Origin of the sequence: Cohnella sp., assembly GCF_041640265.1 — a bacterium.
Lineage (GTDB): Bacteria > Bacillota > Bacilli > Paenibacillales > Paenibacillaceae > Cohnella.
The window spans coordinates 1-20,224 of record NZ_JBEQAP010000033.1; the positions used below are offsets into that span (position 1 = coordinate 1).

21 protein-coding genes are annotated in these 20,224 nt (G+C 48.4%); 3 read left to right on the top strand and 18 right to left on the bottom strand.

Going from position 1 to position 20,224, the window contains the following annotated elements:
- Positions 1-339 precede the first annotated feature (339 nt).
- Genes ACESLK_RS20160 through ACESLK_RS20170 form a run of 3 tightly spaced genes read right to left on the bottom strand, consistent with a single transcriptional unit; the run spans position 340 to position 2,034 of the window.
- On the bottom strand, positions 340-921 hold the full coding sequence (locus ACESLK_RS20160; protein ID WP_373231502.1) for a hypothetical protein: 582 nt from the start codon (positions 919-921) through the stop codon (positions 340-342).
- Positions 911-1,390, bottom strand: a complete 480-nt coding sequence (locus ACESLK_RS20165) for a low molecular weight protein-tyrosine-phosphatase (protein WP_373231503.1) — start codon at positions 1,388-1,390, stop codon at positions 911-913. The genes ACESLK_RS20160 and ACESLK_RS20165 overlap by 11 nt, the downstream gene beginning before the upstream one ends.
- Entirely contained in the window at positions 1,387-2,034 is a 648-nt protein-coding gene (locus ACESLK_RS20170; RefSeq protein WP_373231504.1) for a trimeric intracellular cation channel family protein, read from the bottom strand. Before ACESLK_RS20170 ends, ACESLK_RS20165 begins: the two co-directional genes overlap by 4 nt.
- Positions 2,035-2,215: 181 nt before the next feature.
- Between ACESLK_RS20170 and ACESLK_RS20175 the strand changes: the two genes are divergently transcribed.
- Entirely contained in the window at positions 2,216-2,869 is a 654-nt protein-coding gene (locus ACESLK_RS20175) for a thiamine diphosphokinase (protein ID WP_373231505.1), read from the top strand.
- On the opposite strand, the gene ACESLK_RS20180 is transcribed toward ACESLK_RS20175, so the two are convergent.
- Entirely contained in the window at positions 2,866-3,639 is a 774-nt protein-coding gene (locus ACESLK_RS20180) for an MBL fold metallo-hydrolase (RefSeq protein ID WP_373231506.1), read from the bottom strand. The two genes, ACESLK_RS20175 and ACESLK_RS20180, sit on opposite strands and share 4 nt — an antisense overlap.
- A 407-nt stretch (positions 3,640-4,046) precedes the next feature.
- Here ACESLK_RS20180 and ACESLK_RS20185 point away from each other — a divergent pair, with 407 nt between their 5' ends.
- Entirely contained in the window at positions 4,047-4,535 is a 489-nt protein-coding gene (locus ACESLK_RS20185) for a C40 family peptidase (protein ID WP_373231507.1), read from the top strand.
- A 157-nt stretch (positions 4,536-4,692) separates the two neighbouring features.
- Here the strand turns inward: ACESLK_RS20185 and ACESLK_RS20190 are convergent, their stop codons facing one another.
- The 14 genes from ACESLK_RS20190 to ACESLK_RS20255 all read right to left on the bottom strand — a co-directional run bounded on the left by ACESLK_RS20190 (position 4,693) and on the right by ACESLK_RS20255 (position 19,652).
- A complete protein-coding gene (locus tag ACESLK_RS20190; protein WP_373231508.1) occupies positions 4,693-6,063 on the bottom strand; it encodes a sensor histidine kinase in 1,371 nt (456 codons plus the stop codon).
- The gene (locus ACESLK_RS20195; RefSeq protein WP_373231509.1) at positions 6,060-6,758 is read right to left on the bottom strand and encodes a response regulator transcription factor; all 699 of its coding nucleotides are present in this window, start codon (positions 6,756-6,758) and stop codon (positions 6,060-6,062) included. Before ACESLK_RS20195 ends, ACESLK_RS20190 begins: the two co-directional genes overlap by 4 nt.
- A 10-nt stretch (positions 6,759-6,768) precedes the next feature.
- On the bottom strand, positions 6,769-7,956 hold the full coding sequence (gene chrA / locus ACESLK_RS20200) for a chromate efflux transporter (protein ID WP_373231510.1): 1,188 nt from the start codon (positions 7,954-7,956) through the stop codon (positions 6,769-6,771).
- Positions 7,957-8,049: 93 nt separating this feature from the next.
- Positions 8,050-9,675, bottom strand: coding sequence for a serine/threonine protein kinase (locus tag ACESLK_RS20205; RefSeq protein WP_373231511.1), 1,626 nt, complete (start codon positions 9,673-9,675; stop codon positions 8,050-8,052).
- Between the two features lie 114 nt (positions 9,676-9,789).
- Positions 9,790-10,842, bottom strand: a complete 1,053-nt coding sequence (locus ACESLK_RS20210; protein WP_373231512.1) for an SAM-dependent methyltransferase — start codon at positions 10,840-10,842, stop codon at positions 9,790-9,792.
- On the bottom strand, positions 10,809-11,588 hold the full coding sequence (locus ACESLK_RS20215; protein ID WP_373231513.1) for an ABC transporter ATP-binding protein: 780 nt from the start codon (positions 11,586-11,588) through the stop codon (positions 10,809-10,811). The genes ACESLK_RS20210 and ACESLK_RS20215 overlap by 34 nt, the downstream gene beginning before the upstream one ends.
- Entirely contained in the window at positions 11,585-11,905 is a 321-nt protein-coding gene (locus ACESLK_RS20220) for a thioredoxin family protein (protein ID WP_373231514.1), read from the bottom strand. The genes ACESLK_RS20215 and ACESLK_RS20220 overlap by 4 nt, the downstream gene beginning before the upstream one ends.
- On the bottom strand, positions 11,898-12,245 hold the full coding sequence (locus ACESLK_RS20225) for a cyclic-phosphate processing receiver domain-containing protein (RefSeq protein ID WP_373231515.1): 348 nt from the start codon (positions 12,243-12,245) through the stop codon (positions 11,898-11,900). Before ACESLK_RS20225 ends, ACESLK_RS20220 begins: the two co-directional genes overlap by 8 nt.
- Positions 12,238-13,062, bottom strand: coding sequence for a deoxyribonuclease IV (locus ACESLK_RS20230; RefSeq protein ID WP_373231516.1), 825 nt, complete (start codon positions 13,060-13,062; stop codon positions 12,238-12,240). The genes ACESLK_RS20225 and ACESLK_RS20230 overlap by 8 nt, the downstream gene beginning before the upstream one ends.
- 22 nt (positions 13,063-13,084) lie before the next feature.
- Complete coding sequence (locus tag ACESLK_RS20235; protein WP_373231517.1) at positions 13,085-13,903, bottom strand: Fpg/Nei family DNA glycosylase; 819 nt, start codon at positions 13,901-13,903, stop codon at positions 13,085-13,087.
- 54 nt (positions 13,904-13,957) lie between these two features.
- Positions 13,958-14,806 (bottom strand): HAD-IIA family hydrolase, encoded by an 849-nt coding sequence (locus ACESLK_RS20240; RefSeq protein WP_373231518.1) that lies wholly within the window; start codon positions 14,804-14,806, stop codon positions 13,958-13,960.
- Positions 14,807-14,824: 18 nt separating this feature from the next.
- Entirely contained in the window at positions 14,825-16,126 is a 1,302-nt protein-coding gene (locus ACESLK_RS20245) for a ribonuclease H-like domain-containing protein (RefSeq protein WP_373231519.1), read from the bottom strand.
- A complete protein-coding gene (locus tag ACESLK_RS20250; protein WP_373231520.1) occupies positions 16,123-18,408 on the bottom strand; it encodes a DEAD/DEAH box helicase in 2,286 nt (761 codons plus the stop codon). The genes ACESLK_RS20245 and ACESLK_RS20250 overlap by 4 nt, the downstream gene beginning before the upstream one ends.
- A 275-nt stretch (positions 18,409-18,683) precedes the next feature.
- Positions 18,684-19,652 (bottom strand): metal-dependent hydrolase, encoded by a 969-nt coding sequence (locus ACESLK_RS20255; RefSeq protein WP_373231521.1) that lies wholly within the window; start codon positions 19,650-19,652, stop codon positions 18,684-18,686.
- A gap of 177 nt (positions 19,653-19,829) precedes the next feature.
- On the opposite strand from ACESLK_RS20255, the gene tlp reads away from it, so the two are divergent.
- Complete coding sequence (gene tlp / locus ACESLK_RS20260) at positions 19,830-20,051, top strand: small acid-soluble spore protein Tlp (protein ID WP_373231522.1); 222 nt, start codon at positions 19,830-19,832, stop codon at positions 20,049-20,051.
- The last annotated feature ends 173 nt before the right edge of the window (positions 20,052-20,224 follow it).

Here is a 20,224-nt window from a genome sequence, read left to right on the forward strand (position 1 = left end):
GTGCGGTATGTGTCTTTCGGCTCTTCATTGTCGCTTTTTACGACAATGAGCGTGCGGTATGTGGCTTTCAGCTCTTCATTGTCACTTTTTACGACAATGAGCAAGCAGTATGTGTCTTTCGGCTCTCCATTGTCACTTTTTACGACAATGAGCAAGCAGTATGTGTCTTTCGGCTCTCCATTGTCACTTTTTACGACAATGAGCGAACTTGCTTCACTATGTATGCAAAGGGATGTTGGTTCTGTTCGACTTATGGCTATACGTTGCTATTGCCCATCTCTGATGGGAGTCTGGCAATGAGGAGCCATTGGAGAATCAGCAACCAACATCCCGGCGCATTTACTCCCGATCAGGAGGAAGGTGTTTGTCCATTTCTTCAAGAAACTTCTTCACAGCCTCCTCGCTATGCTCCCCTTGCTTCCGAAAGGCGATCAGCTGTTCCTTAATATAAGCCTCAGCTTCAGCCAATCCTCGCTCGTCATCGGAGACACCGCTTGGATCGTACCAAACGAATCCTCCATGGGGTCCATTGCGCAGATAGGGCTTTCCCCATTGCTGCGGATACTCGAACAAGGGTGCTCCAAGTGCAAGCGCAATTACATCATCATGCTCCAATGGGAGCAGATGGTGGTATTCCTCCTCTATACCGCCGCCGGCTATATTCAAATGAAAAACCCCGTAATGCAAATAATGCTCTCCCGTTTCTGAATCTTTCACCAAACGATAGAGCTGCGCAGCATCTTGGGTTAAATCTTTAACTGGAACTAAACGGCGAGATAACTCCTCTTGTGTAACGACCCGGAAATGCAGGAAAGACAAGGGTAAAGGCGCGGAAGGAAGCTTCTCGGCCGTCTCGTTAATATCGTCCTCGAACTTACCGGAATTCTCGCGCACATCGGGCTTTTCGGACTTATCTTCCATTATCAAGCCTCTCCTTCACCTTTTCCAACAATTTGATGCAGCCATCCTTGACAAGCTCATACACCTCGTCGAAGTTGCCAGAATAATAAGGATCGGGAACATCTATAATTCCCGACTCCGGAAGTAATGAAAGAAATCGAATAATCTCAGCTTTAGCGGACAAGCCAAGCTTCTCCCTAATATCCTGTTCATTGCGAGTATCCATCGCGACAATTAAATCGAAGCTGCCACCGTCTGCAGCAGTAAGCTGGCGTGCCTTCATTCCGCTGTAGGAAATCGTATAGCGATCCAACACTTCCCGAGTTCCTTCATGCGGAGGACGACCCAAGTGCCAATCACCTGTACCTGCGGAATCAACTGTAATCAGCTTATCAAGCTGTTCACGCTTAACTAGGTCGCGAAATACAGCCTCTGCCATAGGCGAACGGCAAATGTTTCCTAAACAAACGAATAACACGGAGTAGCTCATAATGGACCTCCAACATTTTTCCGCGCAGCTGTATGCAAGGAGCGACGAGGCAGCTTCCACTTATAATGCACGGATAACATACGGAACAATACGACGATCAGGAATAGCGTAAGCAGCTCCCAAGGCCTTTGAATACGGGTTAAACCAATCGCCAGTCCCGCACCGATTGCCCACATTGCATAGATCTCATCCCGGAGAACTAGAGGCTTACGGCCTGCCATGATATCCCGGATCATTCCTCCGCCAATCCCGGTAAGCATCGCAGCAACCATCACGGCGCTTAAAGGAAGATTGGCTTGTATCGCGAATGACGCGCCTTGAATGGCGAAAGCAGCAAGACCGATCGCATCGAAGAAGGCTTCGCTTCGCTTCCAGTGATGGATCCACCAATGGATCGGCAATATAAATATAATAAGGATCGAGATTCCCGCCGTCTTAAGGAAGAGACCTTGACTCCATAATGTCGTTACGGGTACTCCAATGAGCAAATTCCGTACAACTCCGCCGCCAAAAGCAGTTACTAATCCTAGCACGAATACGCCCAGAATATCGTATTCCTCTTCCATTGCCACGAGAGCCCCACTCACCGCAAAAGCAATCGTTCCAATCAAGCTAAACACATGAAAAATATCCCATTCTTCCAACTTAAGCTCTCCTCGCACATTCCAGTTGCAGTTCTAGCTGCAGATTGCCGCCAGTATTTCTAATCTGTTTCGACATTTATTAAACATTGTAGCGGGAAATCCGACAGTTCCGCAACGGTCTTTTTACCGTTATACTGGAATGACGGACTATGTACTAAACCAGCTAGGGAGGTATTACCTCATGTCCTCGCAACCAGAAACGCGCGCCCTCATTTTCACAGGTGGTAACCTTGGACTATGGGCTTTCACCTATTTGAAATCCAACGACTATCTTATCGGGGCTGATCGCGGGGCCGAGTTCTTAATTCGGAACGGATATCCCCTTCATTTGGCTTTAGGTGATTTCGATTCCGTTTTTCCGGATCAATTGCAACGAATAGCCGATACCGCAATAGAACTAATAACCTGTGATCCAATTCATAAGGATTGGACTGATACAGAGCTGGCGTTAAGAGAGGCCATGACTAGAGGTTATCGTGAAATTCTCATACTTGGGGCTCTCGGGACTCGTTTCGATCACGGCCTCGCTAATGTCCATTTACTTAGACAAGCTGCGCAACACGGCTGCGAACTAACACTCATCGATGAAAATAATATCATTAGCCTTTGTATCGATCGTTTCCACTTGAAGGCCCATGCTGAATTTCCGTACACCTCATTGCTTCCAATCACTCCTGAGGTCACTGGCGTAACCTTGGAAGGCTTCCGCTACCCTCTTTATGACGCCACATTAAAATTGGGCTATTCAATTGGAATAAGTAATGTACTAGATGCGCCTACAGGTTTGATCACTGTTACTTCCGGTATGCTCCTTGTTATTCGCAGCCGAGACTAAATAACAATGTTCATACCGGTTAATGCTAATTTGACATTGCTAGGTAATCTATAGTCCTTGTTCACGTCTACATCATGGGATAGGTGAGTAAATAGAGCCGCTTTCGGATTTACCTCCTCAACCAGCTCCAAACCCTCCTTCATATCGTATACAGAACGAGTATCCATCGGATAAGGCTCCTCCGCAAAGCTTGTCCCGAGCACCAGCAGCGACAATCCGCTTAAAGGTGCTTTTTGCTGTTCCGTTAAATGAATGGAATCCGAGCAGTATACCCACTTGGTTCCCTCTTCCTTATTCTCGAAGTGGTAGGCGTAGGAATAACCGTTTTTCCCGTGATTAACTTTCCATGGCGTAATTAGCCATTTTCCATAAGGCATTCCCTTATCATTGTCATTCATAATCAATTGCCGTTCAATCCATGGGAATCGAATCCTTATATCATTCAGAACCTCCTGTGGTGCAAAAAGCCGTGCAGTCTTTTCCGTCCACCTGCAGCTATCCGCCCACTCCGTCAATCCTCCAATATGGTCGAAATGCGCATGTGTCATCAAGGCCTGTGACACTTGACGAACACCCATCCGCTCCATCTGCATCCGCCAATCTGGTCCGCAATCAAGAAGAAGCGGTTCTTCTCCCTCCGCCTCCAACCAGAGTGAAGAGCGAAAACGAATATTATTGCCTCCGGTCCGCGCCTCTTCACATACAAAGCAATCGCAATAAATTCTTGGTGTTCCCATGGAATCGCCTGTACCCAGAAATGTGATATTCATCGGTTAAATGGGTAATAACAAAATGTCGGAATGATTCTCACACTCATTAATTGATGCATAGCTGCAGAATGCGAATCTTCTATCGAACTTACACGTATATACTCCATTTCTCTAACTCCCTCTTAGGTGAACGCGCCTTCCTCGTTCGACTGATGAGCGTTGTAAAACACAAATAAACCGTTCTCATCCCCTATAATATAGTAGGTGGATGATACGGAGCAAGTTCGAATCCGATTGCATGGCATGTGTGAATATTATGAGAAAATTCTCATTCATTTCTAAGAAAGAGCTTTAAAGCGTTCTCATGCCTACTTTTTCTCTCTCCTTGGGAATTAGTAGGAGTCTATGGTTTTGTTATACTCAACAACATGGCACCTGAAAACAATTACGATGGAGGGAATCACATCATGAGCTTCAAAAACACAATCGTCCGAAACGTAGTCAGCTTCAGCCTTTGTGCTGTCATTGGTTTTACAGGCATTGCAATGGGACAAGCTCCTCAAGCTTCCGCAGCAACTAGCAAAGCGGACAAGATTATTACCCTAGGCAAAAAATATTTAGGAGTTAAATATCGTTTTGGAGCACCGTCTGGTTCCACTTCCGCATTCGATTGCTCCAGCTTCACACAATATATTTATGGTAAATATGGTGTGAAATTACCGCGCGTATCGAGCAATCAAGCCAAAAAAGGCTACAGAGTTGCAAAAGCAAATTTGAGAAAAGGTGATCTTGTTTTCTTTAATACTGCTCGTACGGGCAGCAAAATCGGTCATGTTGGCGTTTATGTCGGAAACAGCAAAATGTTGCACACTTACGGTGCAGGCGGTGTCAAGTTCTCGACAATAAAATCGGGCTATTGGAGTTCACATTACGTTACCGCTCGTCGTGTCCTCTAATTCATTCTTAACCAATTCCTTGGCAGAGGAATCAGATAATGAATGAAATCAATCCAAAATGTTCATCTTATAGCTAATAAACGCTTAGATTCGAAATAAAGTTGCATTCAAAAAACCGGCAAATTCGGGAAATTCCGAATCGCCGGTTTTTATTTGTTTATGTGCTTGAGACTTTGCCATTACGAGGCAGCTGTATGGAAATCGTCGTGCCATGACCTGGCTTACTATACACTTCTACCTTGCCATCGTGGAGATCAACAATCTTCTTAGCTATGGAAAGACCAAGACCGCTGCCTCCTGTAGAACGATGACGCGCTTCATCAACCCTGTAAAACCGCTCGAACATATAGGGGATATCGCATTCTTGTATACCGATACCGTAATCTGTCACTTCTAGCTTTATCCCCTGCTTGTTAATTCTGATGCGGATATCAATGGGTTCCTTGCTATATTTGATCGCGTTATCTATCAAGATCATCAGGAGCTGCCTAATTTTATCCTTGTCTGCTCTCATCATCACCGATTGGCCGTCGGAGTGTACCCGTATGTCACGTTGGAACGTAGTTCCAAGCACCTCGGAGAGATCTCTTACGACAATGGCAACATCAAATCGGGAAATACTCAGCCAGCTATCTTGCTCCGCTTCTGCTAAGGTCAGCATCGATCGAATAAGCTTCTGAAGTCGTTCCGTCTCTTTAGCTATCGCTTCAATAGCTTCATCGCGCACTTCAACATTATCTCTGCCCCACCGCTTTAGCATATCCGCATAGCTCGATATAACCGTCAGCGGTGTCTTTAACTCATGCGACGCATCTGCTACGAAATGCTTCTGCTGTTCAATCGTACGATCCAAGCGATCAATCATCTGGTTAAATGCACGGACCATTTGTTGAAGCTCGACCGATTCCTCGCGCCCGTTTAACTTCACCCGATATAATTTACCGCTTCGATCAATTTCCCGCATCGTCTGAACCATCTGTCCGATGGGTCCGGTCAGCCGCGTAGTAAACCAATAGGTACCGAAGATCGCGAATACGATCGCACCAATACTGGTCACGCTTAGCGCGCCGACCAGGATTTGCAGATAACTATCGAGAACAGTAAGGCGGCGGGCCGCTTCCACCGTTCCGATTAAATGACCTTGTTCGAAAAAGGGAACCGATAAATACAGCACCCGCTGACCGCCGATTTGTCTGGTTTCCGATAGGTAGAACGACTGCATCTGTGGTGGAATAGACAGTAATTGCTCATCCGAGCCAACCATGTTAACAACTTTAACGGATCCAGTGACGATCCGCATCATCTCGTTGAAATTATACAAATCGCTCAGAAGCTTGGGGTCCTCTATTCCTTCCATCCCCTGTTGGCGCAAGGTCTCAATAACCAAGTCGGCTTTGTTAGCCAGAAGCTGCAGCTCACCGCGCGTCGTTACCCGTATGACGAAGAAGTAAACGAAGATATTGTAAAGAATGAGAATAAATATAAGCCAGAAAACGGTAAATAACGTAAAGCGCGAACGAAGCGTCATGCATCTGGCTCCTTCAGCATATAACCAACTCCGCGAACGGTGTGCAGCAGCTTATGCCTATATCCTTTGTCCATCTTCTGCCGTAAATAACGAATATACACATCCACAACATTCGTGTCACCGATATATTCATAACCCCAGACATCTGATAAAATTTCGTCACGGGTTTTTTCTCCATTTTTGTGCTTGCCCAAGTAGAGCAGCAGCTCGAACTCCCGAGGAGTTAAATCAATGGAATGATCCTTCCGGTAAACCTTCCGGGTTAGAAGCTCTATCGACAAATCCCCGATCCGCAATACATCGTCACTTTCTCCCTCTCGGGATGCTTTGAATATTCGAAGCAGGTTCCGCACCCGCGCAAGTAACTCTTCCATTGCGAAGGGCTTCGTAATATAGTCGTTCGCTCCCGTCTCGAAGCCGCTTACTTTATCGGGCACGGTATCTCGAGCCGTCAACAAGATGACGGGAACAGCAGCATCGTTCTGCCTTAATCGTCTAAGCACTTCAATTCCATTTAATTCCGGCAACATCACATCGAGCAGCACAAGATCCCATTCCCCGGATACAGCCATCTCAAGTCCTTTGCGACCATCAGAGGCTCTTCCTACGCCATACCCTTCGTGCTCTAGCTCCAGCTGTAGAATCCGAGCGATCGCATCTTCATCTTCAACTATTAGAATATTTTCATTGTTCACTACGATCACCTCACGTAAGTAAGATCCATCCTCCGGCAGCAGCCGTCATGACAAGCAACCAAGGTGGGCATCTCCAAATGACGATAAGTAAAAAGCCGATTAGAACAAACACAAAATCCATTTTGTCCTTCACCGTGCTTGTCCAAACCGGGTCGTATAACGCAGCAAGTAAAATGCCTACAACCGATGCGTTAACACCGGCCAATACGGCCCTTGTGACACGATGTGTGCGTAATTTAGACCAGAAAGGCATAACTCCAACGACCAATAAGAACGAAGGCAGAAATATAAACCCGAGTATAACCGCCGCCCTTATTATACCTTCCATGCCAGAGGCTGAAACAGCGCCTATATAAGCTGCGAAAGTAAAGAGTGGACCTGGAACAGCTTGAGCGGCGCCATAACCTGCCATAAACTGCTGATCATTGACCAGCCCTGTGGAAATCATGTTCTCATGCAGCATAGGCAATACGACATGACCGCCGCCAAACACAAGCGACCCCGCGCGATAGCCAATGTCAGCAAGCTGAAACAATGGGTTAGACTGAGATGCAGCAATTAAAGGAAGAATGACAAGCAAGCTCGCAAATATAATAAGACTTAGCCATGCGATAAGCCACCTTACTTCCTTCTGTTCACCGACTGATGGCGCAACCGGCATTGGCTTTACCATCCAAGCTCCTGCAATTCCGCATAGGATTATAGGAGCAAGCTGCCCTATCGTACCCGGAATTAGAAGAGCAAAGCTTGCGGTGAATGCCGCCATGAGAATACGAGGGCGGTCGGGCGTTAGCGTACGCGACATACTCCATACCGCTTGGGCTACAACAGCTACAGCGGCCAGTTTCAGTCCTTGCAGCCATCCGGTATCAACGAACCCGCTTCCCTGCATTCCGAATGCAAAGGCAACGAGCAGAAGAGCAGATGGCAACGTAAATCCGAGCCAAGCCAACAAGCCGCCAAGCAAACCCGCACGTTTAATGCCAATGGCTATACCAAGCTGGCTGCTTGCAGGCCCGGGAAGAAATTGGCAAAGTGCGGTTAAATCTCCGAAGGCATCATCTGATAACCACTTCTTGCGCATAACATATTGTTCACGGAAATAACCGATATGAGCAATAGGTCCCCCGAATGATGTCAACCCTAATTTAAGTGCAGTCCAACCAACTTCTAGTGAACGATAAAGGTTGTTCCCCATTCCGTATTCTCCCCAATCCGACGAAATCTCCCTTAGTCATTGTAACATGACTGTCACAGCTGTGGAAATTCGACCGAATCCATGCTAAATTCCTTATCTGCGTTTTGTAATCGAGCTGATCAGCTTTTGAAACGCAGTGTCTAATAGTTGACAGGTTTGGGTATCTGTCGGCATACCCTCTCCACTCCATAAGGCATTTAATAACGGTTGACTCGAGAGATCCGGTAGGAGTGCCAGGGGATAGGAGGGAAATAGCGACAGCCATTGCTTTCGGTCCCGGAAAGCTTGGTCTCGATTCGCGATCCAGCCCGTTTGTAACCCATGTTGGTCTGCGTACTTAAAAAACTCCATAGCCGCGACTTGCCTTCTGTTAGACCATTTGGCAGGATAGCAATCTCCAACTATCCAAACTCGGTCTACTGTTCTAGCCAGCCACTCCATAAATGCTCCTCCCTCCCAAAGGTCAGATACATCCAGGAGAACAATGGGAACTCCGAGCCTTCTAAGCCAACTTGCAAAAAGACCATTCGGTTCAGCTATCTCGGCTTCTTCAGGATGCGTGGGATAATAAGAAACATTGCCCTTGCGCCATGCCGGAGCAGCTGCTTGTTGGCCGCTTGCTTCTGCGAACACTGCCCCTTTGGGCATTCGTCTAGATCCGTCTAGCCATGCATATAACTCTGCGTCTCCTCCTGGGCATTCAACAAGAGCATGCGAGATCCCTGAACGTGATAAGGCTGAGGAGAAGGCCAGTGAAGCAAACGTCGCTCCGGCTCCCGGATAGGCAGAAGCAAAAGCGATGACTGTAACTTGTTCCCGTTGCTCGGAAAATGAAGAAAACATCTTGGATTGGGGTCTGTCATTATCATGCGCCATGTCGTTGAAGAGCTCAAAGCCTACGTTAGGTTGTTTTATACTTATTAGCTCTAAACTTAGCTCTGTTGCGGTTTGAGGTCGGTCTTCCGCACGATGAGCTAACATTCTCTCCAATAGGAGGCAGAATGCATTCGGGACATCTCCTTGAAGTACACGCTTCATCTCTCCACGATGCCGTAAGGCGAATTGACCGCCCGATAACAAGTGATAGGCTAATGCGCCCAATCCATACAGATCCGTTCGATGATCAGACTGCTCTCCTCTTAGCTGCTCAGGAGCTGCAAATCCGGGTGTCCCTAGCTGCAGGGTATCGCTTTGTCTCTCTGCTTGAAACCTGCGTGCAATTCCGAAGTCTACTAAGATGGCATTATTATGTCGATCTAACAGCACATTCGCAGGCTTCAAATCTCGGAACACAATAGCCGGATTCTGTCCATGCAAATAAATTAACACGTCGCACAAATGAACCATAACTCTCAGAACTAGATCAAACGGCAGCCTAAAGCGATAACGCTCGAACCTTTCCGCTAATGTATCTCCTGCAATATAATCCATAACGATACAAGCTACACCCGCTTCATTAGGCGGATAATAGTCTACGATAGCCGGGAGATGGGCATGATCGAGCTCACTTAACATCTGTGCTTCCGGAAGAAAGGAGCGGCGTTCATCGGTCAAGGGTTTCGTCAGCTTTAGAGCTCGCGCTTTACCCCCTAATCGAATATCTTCAGCTAGATAGACACGTCCCATACCTCCTTTACCGATCTGCATAACAATTCGGTAACGTTCCCCATACAGCTCTCCTGCTTGCAGCTCCAATTCATCCTGTCGACCGTTGTTCAAAGACATTCTCCTTTCTCGGCATGAGATAAACAACAAAAAACCGCACCATTGAGAGCAGCCTCATCTTTCAAGGCTCCTCCCGGATGCGGGATGCTTTCCCGTAACGGAATTTATTTATTTGCGTTTCACCCACATTGTAACTTCTTCGCGGTTGTGAAACAACTGCTTAACCTTGCGAATATCGAAGAACTCGCTATAGTCCTCCATCAAGTCCTGTATGCTCTGAAAAGGCTTACGATACATGAGCTTTAACGTAATGATTCCGGATCCTCCAGCTGTTAAGGCAGGAGCCAGATTCGATACTAGGCGGCAGGTGCGATACGGGTCCCAGCTCATGTCGCACACCAGTAAGTCGAAAGAACCCGGAGGGAAGGATACATCTGCAGTATTACTCCTCATATGGCGAAGCATAGGATGCCTTTCCAGGGAAGGGTCCATCTCGGCGGTATCGACTGCCGTGACCTTTAACCCTCTCTCCAGCAGAACGGATGTCCAGCCCCCGGGAGCAGCGCCTAGGTCTAACGCATTGGAGAATTTATCGAGTGGAATATTGAAAACCCGTTCTGCCTCCAGCAGCTTAAATGCAGCACGTGATATCAGTCCCTCATCCTTCCGGAAGCGAACAGCTCCACCCGGCCAATCTGACAAGTTGTCACGAGGAGCGGAGCAGCCCATATAAAGCAGCTTCTTCGTGGCATAGATGGAAATGATCCAATCCGCATCGCGAGCAACCGTCTCGCCGCCAAGGTCCTGAATTACCGGGATGATGCAATCTCTTCCTTCTGCAGAGGTATACGGAAACGGGCTGTTCTGCTCTTTACGTACCTGAATGGCTACCTTGCGGCCATTCACTTGATCTGCTAACGTCCTTGCATATTCTTGAAGTTCATTAGCAGTACTGTCTAAACTATCGGTTGCTTGTCTCTCCGTCTCTATGGGAAACATATGACGAAGAAAGATTGGCTCGTCTCGAAGCAACTCTTTGACAGCCTCGTGTGGATCATCCTCACCTGTCGTAAAGGTGAATGTCTCTCCTGGTGCCAATCCGGACACCTTTGTCCCTCTAATACGGCGTCTTAGCTCCTCCATTGCGTAAGGAGCGAAACCCGGGTTCGCCGTTCCGACGAAAGTAATCATCGCTGTTCCACTCTCCCCACTTGGATCCAAGGCCGATCATCCTGCCACTCAATGTGGAGAGGCAAATCGTATGCCTTCTCCAGCGTCGCCGATGTTAATACATCCCGCTTATGTCCCGAAGCTATGATCTGTCCCTCAGCCATTAATGCAACGTGGGTGAACATAGGCGTAATTTCTTCAATATGATGAGTCACATACAGCATCGACAATTTCTGTGTCGCTAAATCAGACAACGCATGAAGAAATCGTTCGCGTTCGTACAGGTCAAGACCCGCACAAGGTTCGTCCAATATAAGCAGCTCGGGAGAAGCCATCATTGTACGAGCCAGCAATATTTTCTTCCGTTCTCCTTGCGATAATGTACCGAATGATTGTTCTGCTACCGTACGCATCCCAACGCGTTCCAACTCTATGTATGCTTGCTCGCGTATATCGTCCGACACTTCTTCGTATAATCGCAAATAAGCGAATGCTCCCCCGGCGACGATTTCCCAGACAGGGTCCGTTAACGTCATTTTCTCAATAATATTAGGGCTGATGTATCCAATTTTCTTACGCACCTCTCGGACATCACACTTCCCGTATCGATTGCCTAGTATTTCTACGGTACCTGATGTTGGGAACTCGTAACCCGTAATCATCTCCAGTACAGTTGTTTTCCCGCAGCCATTGCGTCCAAGCAATGTCCACTGCTCTCCCGGCTTCACGTTCAGGTCTACGCCGCGAAGTATATTACGCTCGTCCCTCCGGAAGGTTATACCCTTCAATTGTATCATTTATTTTCACTCTCGATTCTCAACCGATCCACTAGCTCTGTTACAGAGGGAAAACGGTATTGTTTATGCCAGGTTCCGTCCTTGCGCTTGAACATCAAGCATGGTACGCTCTCGATTTGAAACTTCTGAGCCATATCAGGCATATGGTTCACATTGGCAGCCATTATCGGTATATCCGGTACAATCTCAGTTGCAACCTCCAGCATCCGTCTTACCGCCTTGCAGGTTCCACAGAGAGGTGTATGAACAAAAAGTGCAAACGGTGCGGGAGAAAAAGTCCAATCCCGTTTCCAGTTAGCAGGCTCCCATTCACGCATTGCGTGGCTCTCCCGTTGCCGCTGCTTCTTGAATAGATAGAGGCATCGGTCCATCATGGATAATGACGCCAAGCGGATTGGCGGCTCTAAATTCGTAAACCATCTGGGCTCTGCCAGAGAGACTGGAGGAGTGAACATATATTTCCTTCGGATATTTGCCGCTGGCAATGATCCCATGCACAACTGCGAGTCCATTCGGTTGACCCATCCCAAGCTCGAAATCGAGAGACAGCAGGTTAACCTCACTTGCCGCTAGCAACAATAAACATTCCTCTGCCGAACGTGCCGCGACAAAGCCCTGCGGGCAAGGGCGGACGTCATCCAAATACACGTTAATCATATGAATTCCCCCCAGACAATTGATGTACGGCAATCAATTGATCACGATGTGTTCCGTCCTCGCTTGCGGGTGTTTCCAATAAGAGCGGCACTTGTTTAAACACCGGTGTAGCTAAAAGCTCGCGAAATCCAGTTTCTCCAATCCAGCCCTTCGCTATCGGCGCGTGACGATCTTTACAGGAGCCTGCCGGGTATCGAGAATCATTCAAGTGAATCGCAGATACGTTATCCCAGAAGCCTAGCTTCGCAGCGCGATCCGCGAAAGCTTGCCATTCTCCCTGCCGCCACTCTCCGCTAGCGTACAAGTGACAAGTGTCCAGGCAGAAACCGATTTGCTCCGGCGAATCGCATAAGGCGCGGATTTGCATTAATTCCTCTGGCGTTGTCCCCATCGGCCCATGATCGCCTGCCTGATTTTCCAACAGGATCTTGGCTTTACCTCTCCAAATAGAAGTTACGCTGTTGATCCATTTTATTATATTCTGATATCCCTTTAATGGCTCTTGTCCCTTGTAAGATCCGAAATGAACGACGACACCGATGGATCCGCAAGCTTCTGCGATTTCCAGATCGTTAAGCGTGCATAATGCGGACTTCAAAGCCGCTTCTCCCTCCGCTGCCGGATTAACAGGATACGGTCCATGAGCGATAGACAAGATATCATGATCATCGCACCATGAAGCACATTTCTGCGAGTCATTCCGGTCAAACGTCTTAGGTGAAAGGGTACGAGGGTTTTTCGGAAAATATTGAAAAGCATTCCCGCCTATACTCACGGCATATTCGGCCGCTTTCTGATACCCGTTTCTTGTACTCACATGACTACCGACCCTCATTAGCTTATGAATCCTTCTGACAGTTGGGGCAGAAGAACATTTTGCGGCCTGCTAATGTCTCGAACTTTATTTCATTCCCGCAATCGTAGCAAGGCTCCCCTTGTCGGTCATATACGCGGCATTGGTTATTGTAGCCGCCTGTTACGGTATCTTCAGGGGTAAGCGGATGATCCATATATCCTCCCGCTTCCTTAGCTTCTTGAAGCACCTTATGCATCGATCGATAGATCCGTTCGGAGACGGAAGGGTCCAGCTTATTCACAGCAAAAGCAGGATGGACTCTGGCATCAAAGCAAATTTCATCGCTGTAACAATTGCCTATCCCAGCCAAAAAACGTTGATCGGTAAGCGTTGTCTTGAGTCTCCCCCTCTTCCCTGCCATACGATTGTGGAACGCTTCAAGCGTCAACCTGGAGTCAAAAGGATCGGGTCCGAGCTCCTTCATCTGCTCAATGACGACCTTGGCGCTGATGCGGTGCAAGTACCCCAGGCGCAGTCCTCCGAAATAAAGCGAGAAGCCGTCCCCGAAGGTTAAGATGACCTGGAAATGGCTATCCTTCTTCGGACCATGCTCGCCATAAGCGAGCCAGCCGCCAAGCATAAGATGAAGGTGAAGGCGATTTCCGTCATCTAGATGAAATAACAGGTGTTTTCCTCGGCGTTCGACGAATAGAATGCTTCGTCCGATTAAAGCAGTTGTAAATACATCTACGGGCTCGTTAATGGTAGCTGGACGGTTAACGACAATACCTGTAACCTTCTGTCCGCTAATCAGCGGCGATAATTGAGTTCGATAATGCTCCATCTCCGGCCATTCCGGCATATGCTTTCTTCCCTTCTGATCATAACTGCATTTAATACAATAACTACATCATTACTATTTCGTATTCCACTCGTCAAGTATTGCCGCAAATTCGTCAGGTCCATCACAGACAGCATGCGGCTCTACTCCCGCAGCCTGGCAATGCTCCTGCCAATTGTCTGCAGTACATAACCCTGTCAGAACCAGAATCGATGGACAGCCAGCGTTGCGGCCTGCTGCCAAGTCCGTATAAGGATTATCACCTATGACCCATGCTCGAGCAGGAGTGACTCCAGCCAGCTTAAGTGTATAATCCATCATGATTTTAGAGGGTTTCCCGATTACAATAGGCTCTATACCCGAAGCTGCCTGCAGCGCTGCCCCGATGCTTCCCGCTCCTGGAAGAAATCCCCTATCAACCGGCAGTAAGCGATCGGGATTCGTCTGGACGAAGACGGCTCCGCCCAGCAGATGCTTAACCGCTAAACGTATACTTTCGTAGGTCAGATTCCGGTCAAGCCCTTGTACAACCAGTTCAGCCGTAATCCGATCTTCCGTTTCGCCCGTCAGCAATTGAATGCCTTCTCCGCGGAGAGCCTCCTGTAAGCCTCTTTCACCGATTACGAAGGTACGGGAGCCTTGATAATGCTCACGTACATAATAGGCTGCAGCCAATGCAGATGTGACGATCTTCTCCTTCTCTGCCGGTATTCCCATCGCGTGCAGGTGCTCCGCAACCTCAATTGCGGTTCTTGTTGAGTTATTCGTAACAAACCAACAAGCCATTCCTCTCTGTTGAAGGTCTGTGATCAAACGGCCTGCTCCCGGAATCCTTTCATTCCCGCGGTATAACGTGCCATCGAGGTCGAACAACAGGGCATCCGGTGCTGGACAGCTCTTCAACTTATCCCGTATAAGCCTCATGCATTGTGTTCCCCTTCTTCAGACATTAACTTTCTTCCGCAGCCTCGATACTCTATGCTGCAAGGCTTCCTTCTCTTCCTTGCGCTTATCTGCATCTCTGCTCAATCTCGAGCGGCGATTTACGAGCTCTAACGCCTTTTCTGCGTAGCTTAATGCCATTAATAGTTGCTTGGCTCGGTGCTCATAATAGATAGCCAGCTCTACATGAGCATCTAGCTTAGGAAGCACGGATTTCTCGGCATGCTCGGCTGACCTTATCCATAAAGGCAATGCCTGTTCATATTGTCCCGCACGCTTATATCTCGCTGCCAGAGCTAAGCTCCAGCCGCTGCCGTCTCCCGCTTCCTCTAGCTTGTTAAGCGCCGCGAACAAACGCTCTGATTCGGCCGAATTGCCATGCTGCTCCAGCCAGCAAGCGGTTCGGAACAGCTCCTCCCCCTCCGGCCCGCCGGACTCTTCCAACTGCGGCATGCCCCTAAGCAACAATCCGAAATGGACGGCCAGAGAAGCCAAGGTAAGAACATCCTTCTCATTATGAGTATATACCCCATGAAGATGGGAAGGATTCTGGTCATTTAAGTATTGAAAATACAATGCGGGTGCCAATGAGCCGGGAACATCGAGCTCTCTTCGGATCCCTAGTCTTGCTTCTTCAATCATACTAAGTCTACATGAGGGAAGAGTGTTACGCCAAAGTGCCCGGGACGGATGCAGGAAATCGAGATGTCCCGGCTCTGGACCGCTTCTTCTCCAGCCGTTAAGTATGAAACGATTGACGAGGACGGGCCAATCAAAGGTTCGTCCATTATAAGTGACTAGATGACTCTTACTCTTCATATGATCGAGTAAATAGGATAACATGGCCTTCTCTTCACCGGGGTGACGGATAAGCGTCTGCTCGACTACGAATGCTTGCTCGGTATAATAGCCGAACCCGATCATAAAAGGAACATTCCCAGTGCCTACGCCAAGCCCTGTCGTTTCCGTATCCAGGAACAGCAGGTTATAGACGTCGATGTCAACAGGCTCGGTCTTCTGATTCTGCCTAGCGGCTACCGGTTGAAGATGCCCGGCACAGTCAAGCAAATCAGCTAACTCATGACGGCCATGATGATAGGGAAACGGATAGACACATCGGCGCAGGAGAAACTGACCCCACTCATTACTAAGAAGCTCTACTCCGATCTTGCTGAATTCCGGGTGAACGAAATCCTCATGGGAGGTATCGGATGTTCCTGCGTCTAATGCTTCCGTAATCGAATTAGCCGGGTAAGACGAATCGGCACGCAGCCTGCCAAGACGCTCTCTTAAGCCGCTCATAAGCTTGTCCTCGTCCGCTCAAGAAGAGACAATGCCAAATCCTTGCCGAGCAGCCCAACTTCTTCAATCGGTCCTACACAAGCCGGACATCCGCTTAAGCAGCTGCAGCCTTCAATTAAACGCTGCGCTTCCTCAATCAATTCATCATGCTTCTCATATAATCGCTGGCTAAGTCCGATACCGCCTGGGTAACGGTCATAGAAGTAAATCGTAGGCTTCTTCGTGTGCAGCGCCTTTACCTGGGGCACGACGCGAATATCCATCGGATCACACATTAAATGCAAAGGCGCTAAATGTCCCATGACATTAGCCAATCCGAGCAATGCCATCTGCATATCATTGGCACTCCTTCGAGCGGATTCTTCCTCGGAGAAGGAAAACCAATAACCGCTCGTATGAAGAATTTCTTCCGGCAAATGAATGGGTCCTGAGCCTATATTCTCATGGGTCCTTAAGCGAATTTTCTTAAATATAGTTGGCTTGGCCATGACGGTGACTTCTCCGTATTGCCGCTCTAATGCCCCGCTCGTCATCTCGAGATCAACATGAAGCACCTTCAGCTCGACCGCCAGATTCGCATCGGTGAAGTAATCAACGTTTACTTCGCGAACATAGGCCTTCTTCTCCGGATAATCCAGCTTTTCCACCTGATATTGTACCCCTTCATGCAGGTATATCGCCTCTTCGTGGATTAATGTAGGCGCACTGAAACGATCCACTTCGCCAATAACTCGATGACCCTCTGTCCGATCGATAATCACGAAGTTCTCCTGAGCTGCAGAACGAAGAGAAATACTGTGAGCAGGAAAGGCTTGCTCCATCCAGTACCAACGGTTACCGACTCGGTGCAGCACCTTCTCCTCTGTCAGAAACTCCAGCAGATCCGTTAGCTTCTCGCCGCCGAAGGTATCTCCTTCCTCGAACGGGAGCTCATAAGCCGCACATTTAAGATGATCGAGAAGGATGAGCAGGTTATCTGGATGGATTCGCGCTTCCTCCGGCGGACGCCCAAGGAAGTAGTCCGGATTTTGGATCAGATACTGATCCAGCGGATTACTGCTGGCCACTAAGAAGGTGACGGAGCTTCCCTGTCTTCTTCCCGCCCGGCCAGATTGCTGCCAAGTGCTCGCTATTGTCCCTGGATATCCATTCAAGACGCATGCTTGCAGCTGGCCGATATCAATACCAAGCTCAAGCGCATTCGTGCTGACGACGCCGCGAATTTCGCCATTGCGGAGTCCGCGTTCAATTTCCCTGCGCAGCTTGGGTAAGTATCCGCCCCTATAACCTCGTATCGACTTCTTGCCCAGCTCGTGTCTGATGTTTTCCTGTAAATACGTCAGCAATATCTCGACCCGAACACGGCTGCGCGCGAACACAATTGTCTGAATGCCGCTCCTGAGCAGCATTGCGGCCAGCTTCTGCGATTCAAGCACGCTGCTTCGTCTGATGCCGAGCTGTTTATTCACTACGGGGGGATTATAGAAAACCATGTGTTTCTCGCCTGCCGGTGCCCCGTTGTCATCCACGAGAGCGACGGCTTCACCGATTAGTCGCTCTGCATGCTCCTGCGGGTTCCGTATCGTCGCTGAGGCGCACAGAAATTGCGGATCGCTCCCATAAAACCGACATATGCGCTTCAGCCTGCGAATGACGTTTGCCACATGACTTCCGAATACTCCCCGGTATGCATGGAGCTCATCGATAATAATGTATCTAATATTTTCAAACAGTTTAACCCATTTCGTATGATGGGGTAAAATAGCGGAGTGAAGCATGTCCGGGTTCGTGACTACGATATGGCCCGCGTTACGTATCGCCTGCCTTACGGTTGGAGGTGTATCTCCATCATATGTATGTGTTTTTATATCGGCTTCCATCAGATTCGCCAGCTCCTGAAGCTCCGCAACCTGATCCTGTGCCAGCGCCTTTGTCGGAAACAAATAGAGCGCTCTAGCGCTGTCGTCATGCAGCAGCGTCTGCAGCACCGGTAAATTATAGCAAAGCGTCTTACCAGACGCAGTAGGCGTAACTGTGACAACATGATTACCCTTAGCAACAGCTTCGAATGAAGCCGCTTGATGGGTATAAAGTTCTGTGATGCCCCTTTGGGCTAGCGCTTGTGCCAGCTTAGGGTGTACAAGCTCCGGTAACCGGACCGTACGCGGCGGGCGTGCCGGCTGGGTATGCCAGAATGTCACATTCTCCATCAGCTCAGGCCGGCTTCGCAGCAGTCCCAGCCACTCCTCCACCGACTCCGTCTTTTCCGTCCACGGATTCATGGCGATTCACCTCTTATTCTATATCTTACATTGTACAGAATATATGTTCGCCCAGCAACGGGAGACTGTGTCTGTTTTCGACATTTTATCAAGAAATGAACTCTCGCAACTCCCTCCATTCGCAGTTATTACACGGGCTTGCGACATTTCCTGTCGCCTTATGCGCTTTCCCGGGAAACTTTTTTTAGCTGAAACGAGAAAACCATCCCCGCTCAGACCGCTCATGGAGAACGTGTTTGCACGGGGATGGTTTATGGAAACAGCTAATTCATTCATTACACATATGGGGCTTCCCAAGCTCTCTTGTACCAGCCGATCCGCTCCGTGAGTACATTAAGTTGGTCGTCTAGTCGAACTTCCGCGCGGTACGGCCAATCCTTCTCCCGCCAAAACCTAAGATCCGTCCACGTGACCAAGTATCCGCCATCCGGATGCTCTTTCCAGCTCACGTGTTTGCGTTTGGCGAAATCATGAAAGGTTTGGACGGCAGCCACATACCGCGAGGCTTCTATGCAAGCATGAGGCGCGCTGAAAGGGATATTGCGGGAAGGCAATAACCGTCTGCCATCGACCACCCCCATCTCAAACCCTTTGTCCGTCTGTACAACATATTGCCATCGAAACCACCACAAGCCAGGAAGAACATGAATCGCACGCCAGCCTCGATGTCTCCTTTTCACTCTATAAATAACTACCTCATGATGGATAACTCTCCATACAACATAAGCAATCGTAATCCCCCATGCTCCAATGCATGCCCAATGTGCGTAAGGCCATAATCCCATTAACCCCCCTATTCCGACTGAAGCATGAATAATGAGCAGGAATGGATCCGTTAAGCATAGGGCATCCAGATGAAGCCATGCCTTTCTGAAGGGAAGCAAACACTGAACGCCATAAGCATTCGTCCAATCGAAGAGGACATGTATCGCAACTGCAAGTAATGCGAAGCTGGACAACAATAGAATGTGCTCGCCAAATCCCCACACCCATGCAGCTAAGCCTCCTATCATTCCAGCCCATATAAACCAAGCGGGGATAGAATGACTCAAGCCTCGGTGATGCTTCAGATAGGCGTCATGACTTTTGAACCGAACAACGGAGTCCAGATCCGGAGCATGGGATCCGGCAAGCGTAACGGATAATACAGCCGCAGCCAGCTGTGACGAAGAAGCAACATCGGGATGGAATAGCGATAAACCAGCTAATGTGACCCCAAAAAGCAGGTGGGAGCCCGTATCCATCGTTTGTGATTCCCCTCTCTCATAACCGTTTTTCTTAAAGATAACGGATGAATGTTAAGGAGAAATCACCTTGAGGTATGCTTTTCATTATTTTTGTAAATGCGACTAAAAAATCAATATTTATAACATACTATTCGACGGGCAAGCGGCCTTAAACAACATTTGGAGGGATTTCAATTGGCAAAACCAGACGACCGTTCGGATAACGTGGAAAAACTGCAAGAGGCCGTACAGAACACGATTGACAATCTAGAGGAATCGGAAAGTTACTTAAGCGAGCACTCCGAAGAGATTGCTCCCGACGAGCAGCAAACTCTCGCCAACAAGAACGAAAACCGTCGGGACGCGATTACAGGCTTTAGAAACGAGATTCGGGATGAAGCCCACGCTGATGACTAGGTTAAGCTCTGTACTTAAGTGAAACAAAAACAATGGTTGAGCTGAAGCCGCTCATCCATTGTTTTTGTTGTTTACTGCCTACTGATCTTTTTAATTGATCTTTAAGTGAAAGCAATCATCACCAATCTAAATCTAGAATAACGGCAATACTTGCCGCTATTGCTCCTCGAAGC

Coding starts and splice junctions, on each gene's coding strand:
- ACESLK_RS20160 (WP_373231502.1), bottom strand. CDS start 921: ATGGAAGATAAGTCCGAAAAGCCCGATGTGCGCGAGAATTCCGGTAAG.
- ACESLK_RS20165 (WP_373231503.1), bottom strand. CDS start 1,390: ATGAGCTACTCCGTGTTATTCGTTTGTTTAGGAAACATTTGCCGTTCG.
- ACESLK_RS20175 (WP_373231505.1), top strand. CDS start 2,216: ATGTCCTCGCAACCAGAAACGCGCGCCCTCATTTTCACAGGTGGTAAC.
- ACESLK_RS20180 (WP_373231506.1), bottom strand. CDS start 3,639: ATGAATATCACATTTCTGGGTACAGGCGATTCCATGGGAACACCAAGA.
- ACESLK_RS20185 (WP_373231507.1), top strand. CDS start 4,047: ATGAGCTTCAAAAACACAATCGTCCGAAACGTAGTCAGCTTCAGCCTT.
- ACESLK_RS20190 (WP_373231508.1), bottom strand. CDS start 6,063: ATGACGCTTCGTTCGCGCTTTACGTTATTTACCGTTTTCTGGCTTATA.
- chrA (WP_373231510.1), bottom strand. CDS start 7,956: ATGGGGAACAACCTTTATCGTTCACTAGAAGTTGGTTGGACTGCACTT.
- ACESLK_RS20215 (WP_373231513.1), bottom strand. CDS start 11,588: ATGATACAATTGAAGGGTATAACCTTCCGGAGGGACGAGCGTAATATA.
- ACESLK_RS20220 (WP_373231514.1), bottom strand. CDS start 11,905: ATGCGTGAATGGGAGCCTGCTAACTGGAAACGGGATTGGACTTTTTCT.
- ACESLK_RS20225 (WP_373231515.1), bottom strand. CDS start 12,245: ATGATTAACGTGTATTTGGATGACGTCCGCCCTTGCCCGCAGGGCTTT.
- ACESLK_RS20235 (WP_373231517.1), bottom strand. CDS start 13,903: ATGCCGGAATGGCCGGAGATGGAGCATTATCGAACTCAATTATCGCCG.
- ACESLK_RS20240 (WP_373231518.1), bottom strand. CDS start 14,806: ATGAGGCTTATACGGGATAAGTTGAAGAGCTGTCCAGCACCGGATGCC.
- ACESLK_RS20245 (WP_373231519.1), bottom strand. CDS start 16,126: ATGAGCGGCTTAAGAGAGCGTCTTGGCAGGCTGCGTGCCGATTCGTCT.
- ACESLK_RS20250 (WP_373231520.1), bottom strand. CDS start 18,408: ATGAATCCGTGGACGGAAAAGACGGAGTCGGTGGAGGAGTGGCTGGGA.
- ACESLK_RS20255 (WP_373231521.1), bottom strand. CDS start 19,652: ATGGATACGGGCTCCCACCTGCTTTTTGGGGTCACATTAGCTGGTTTA.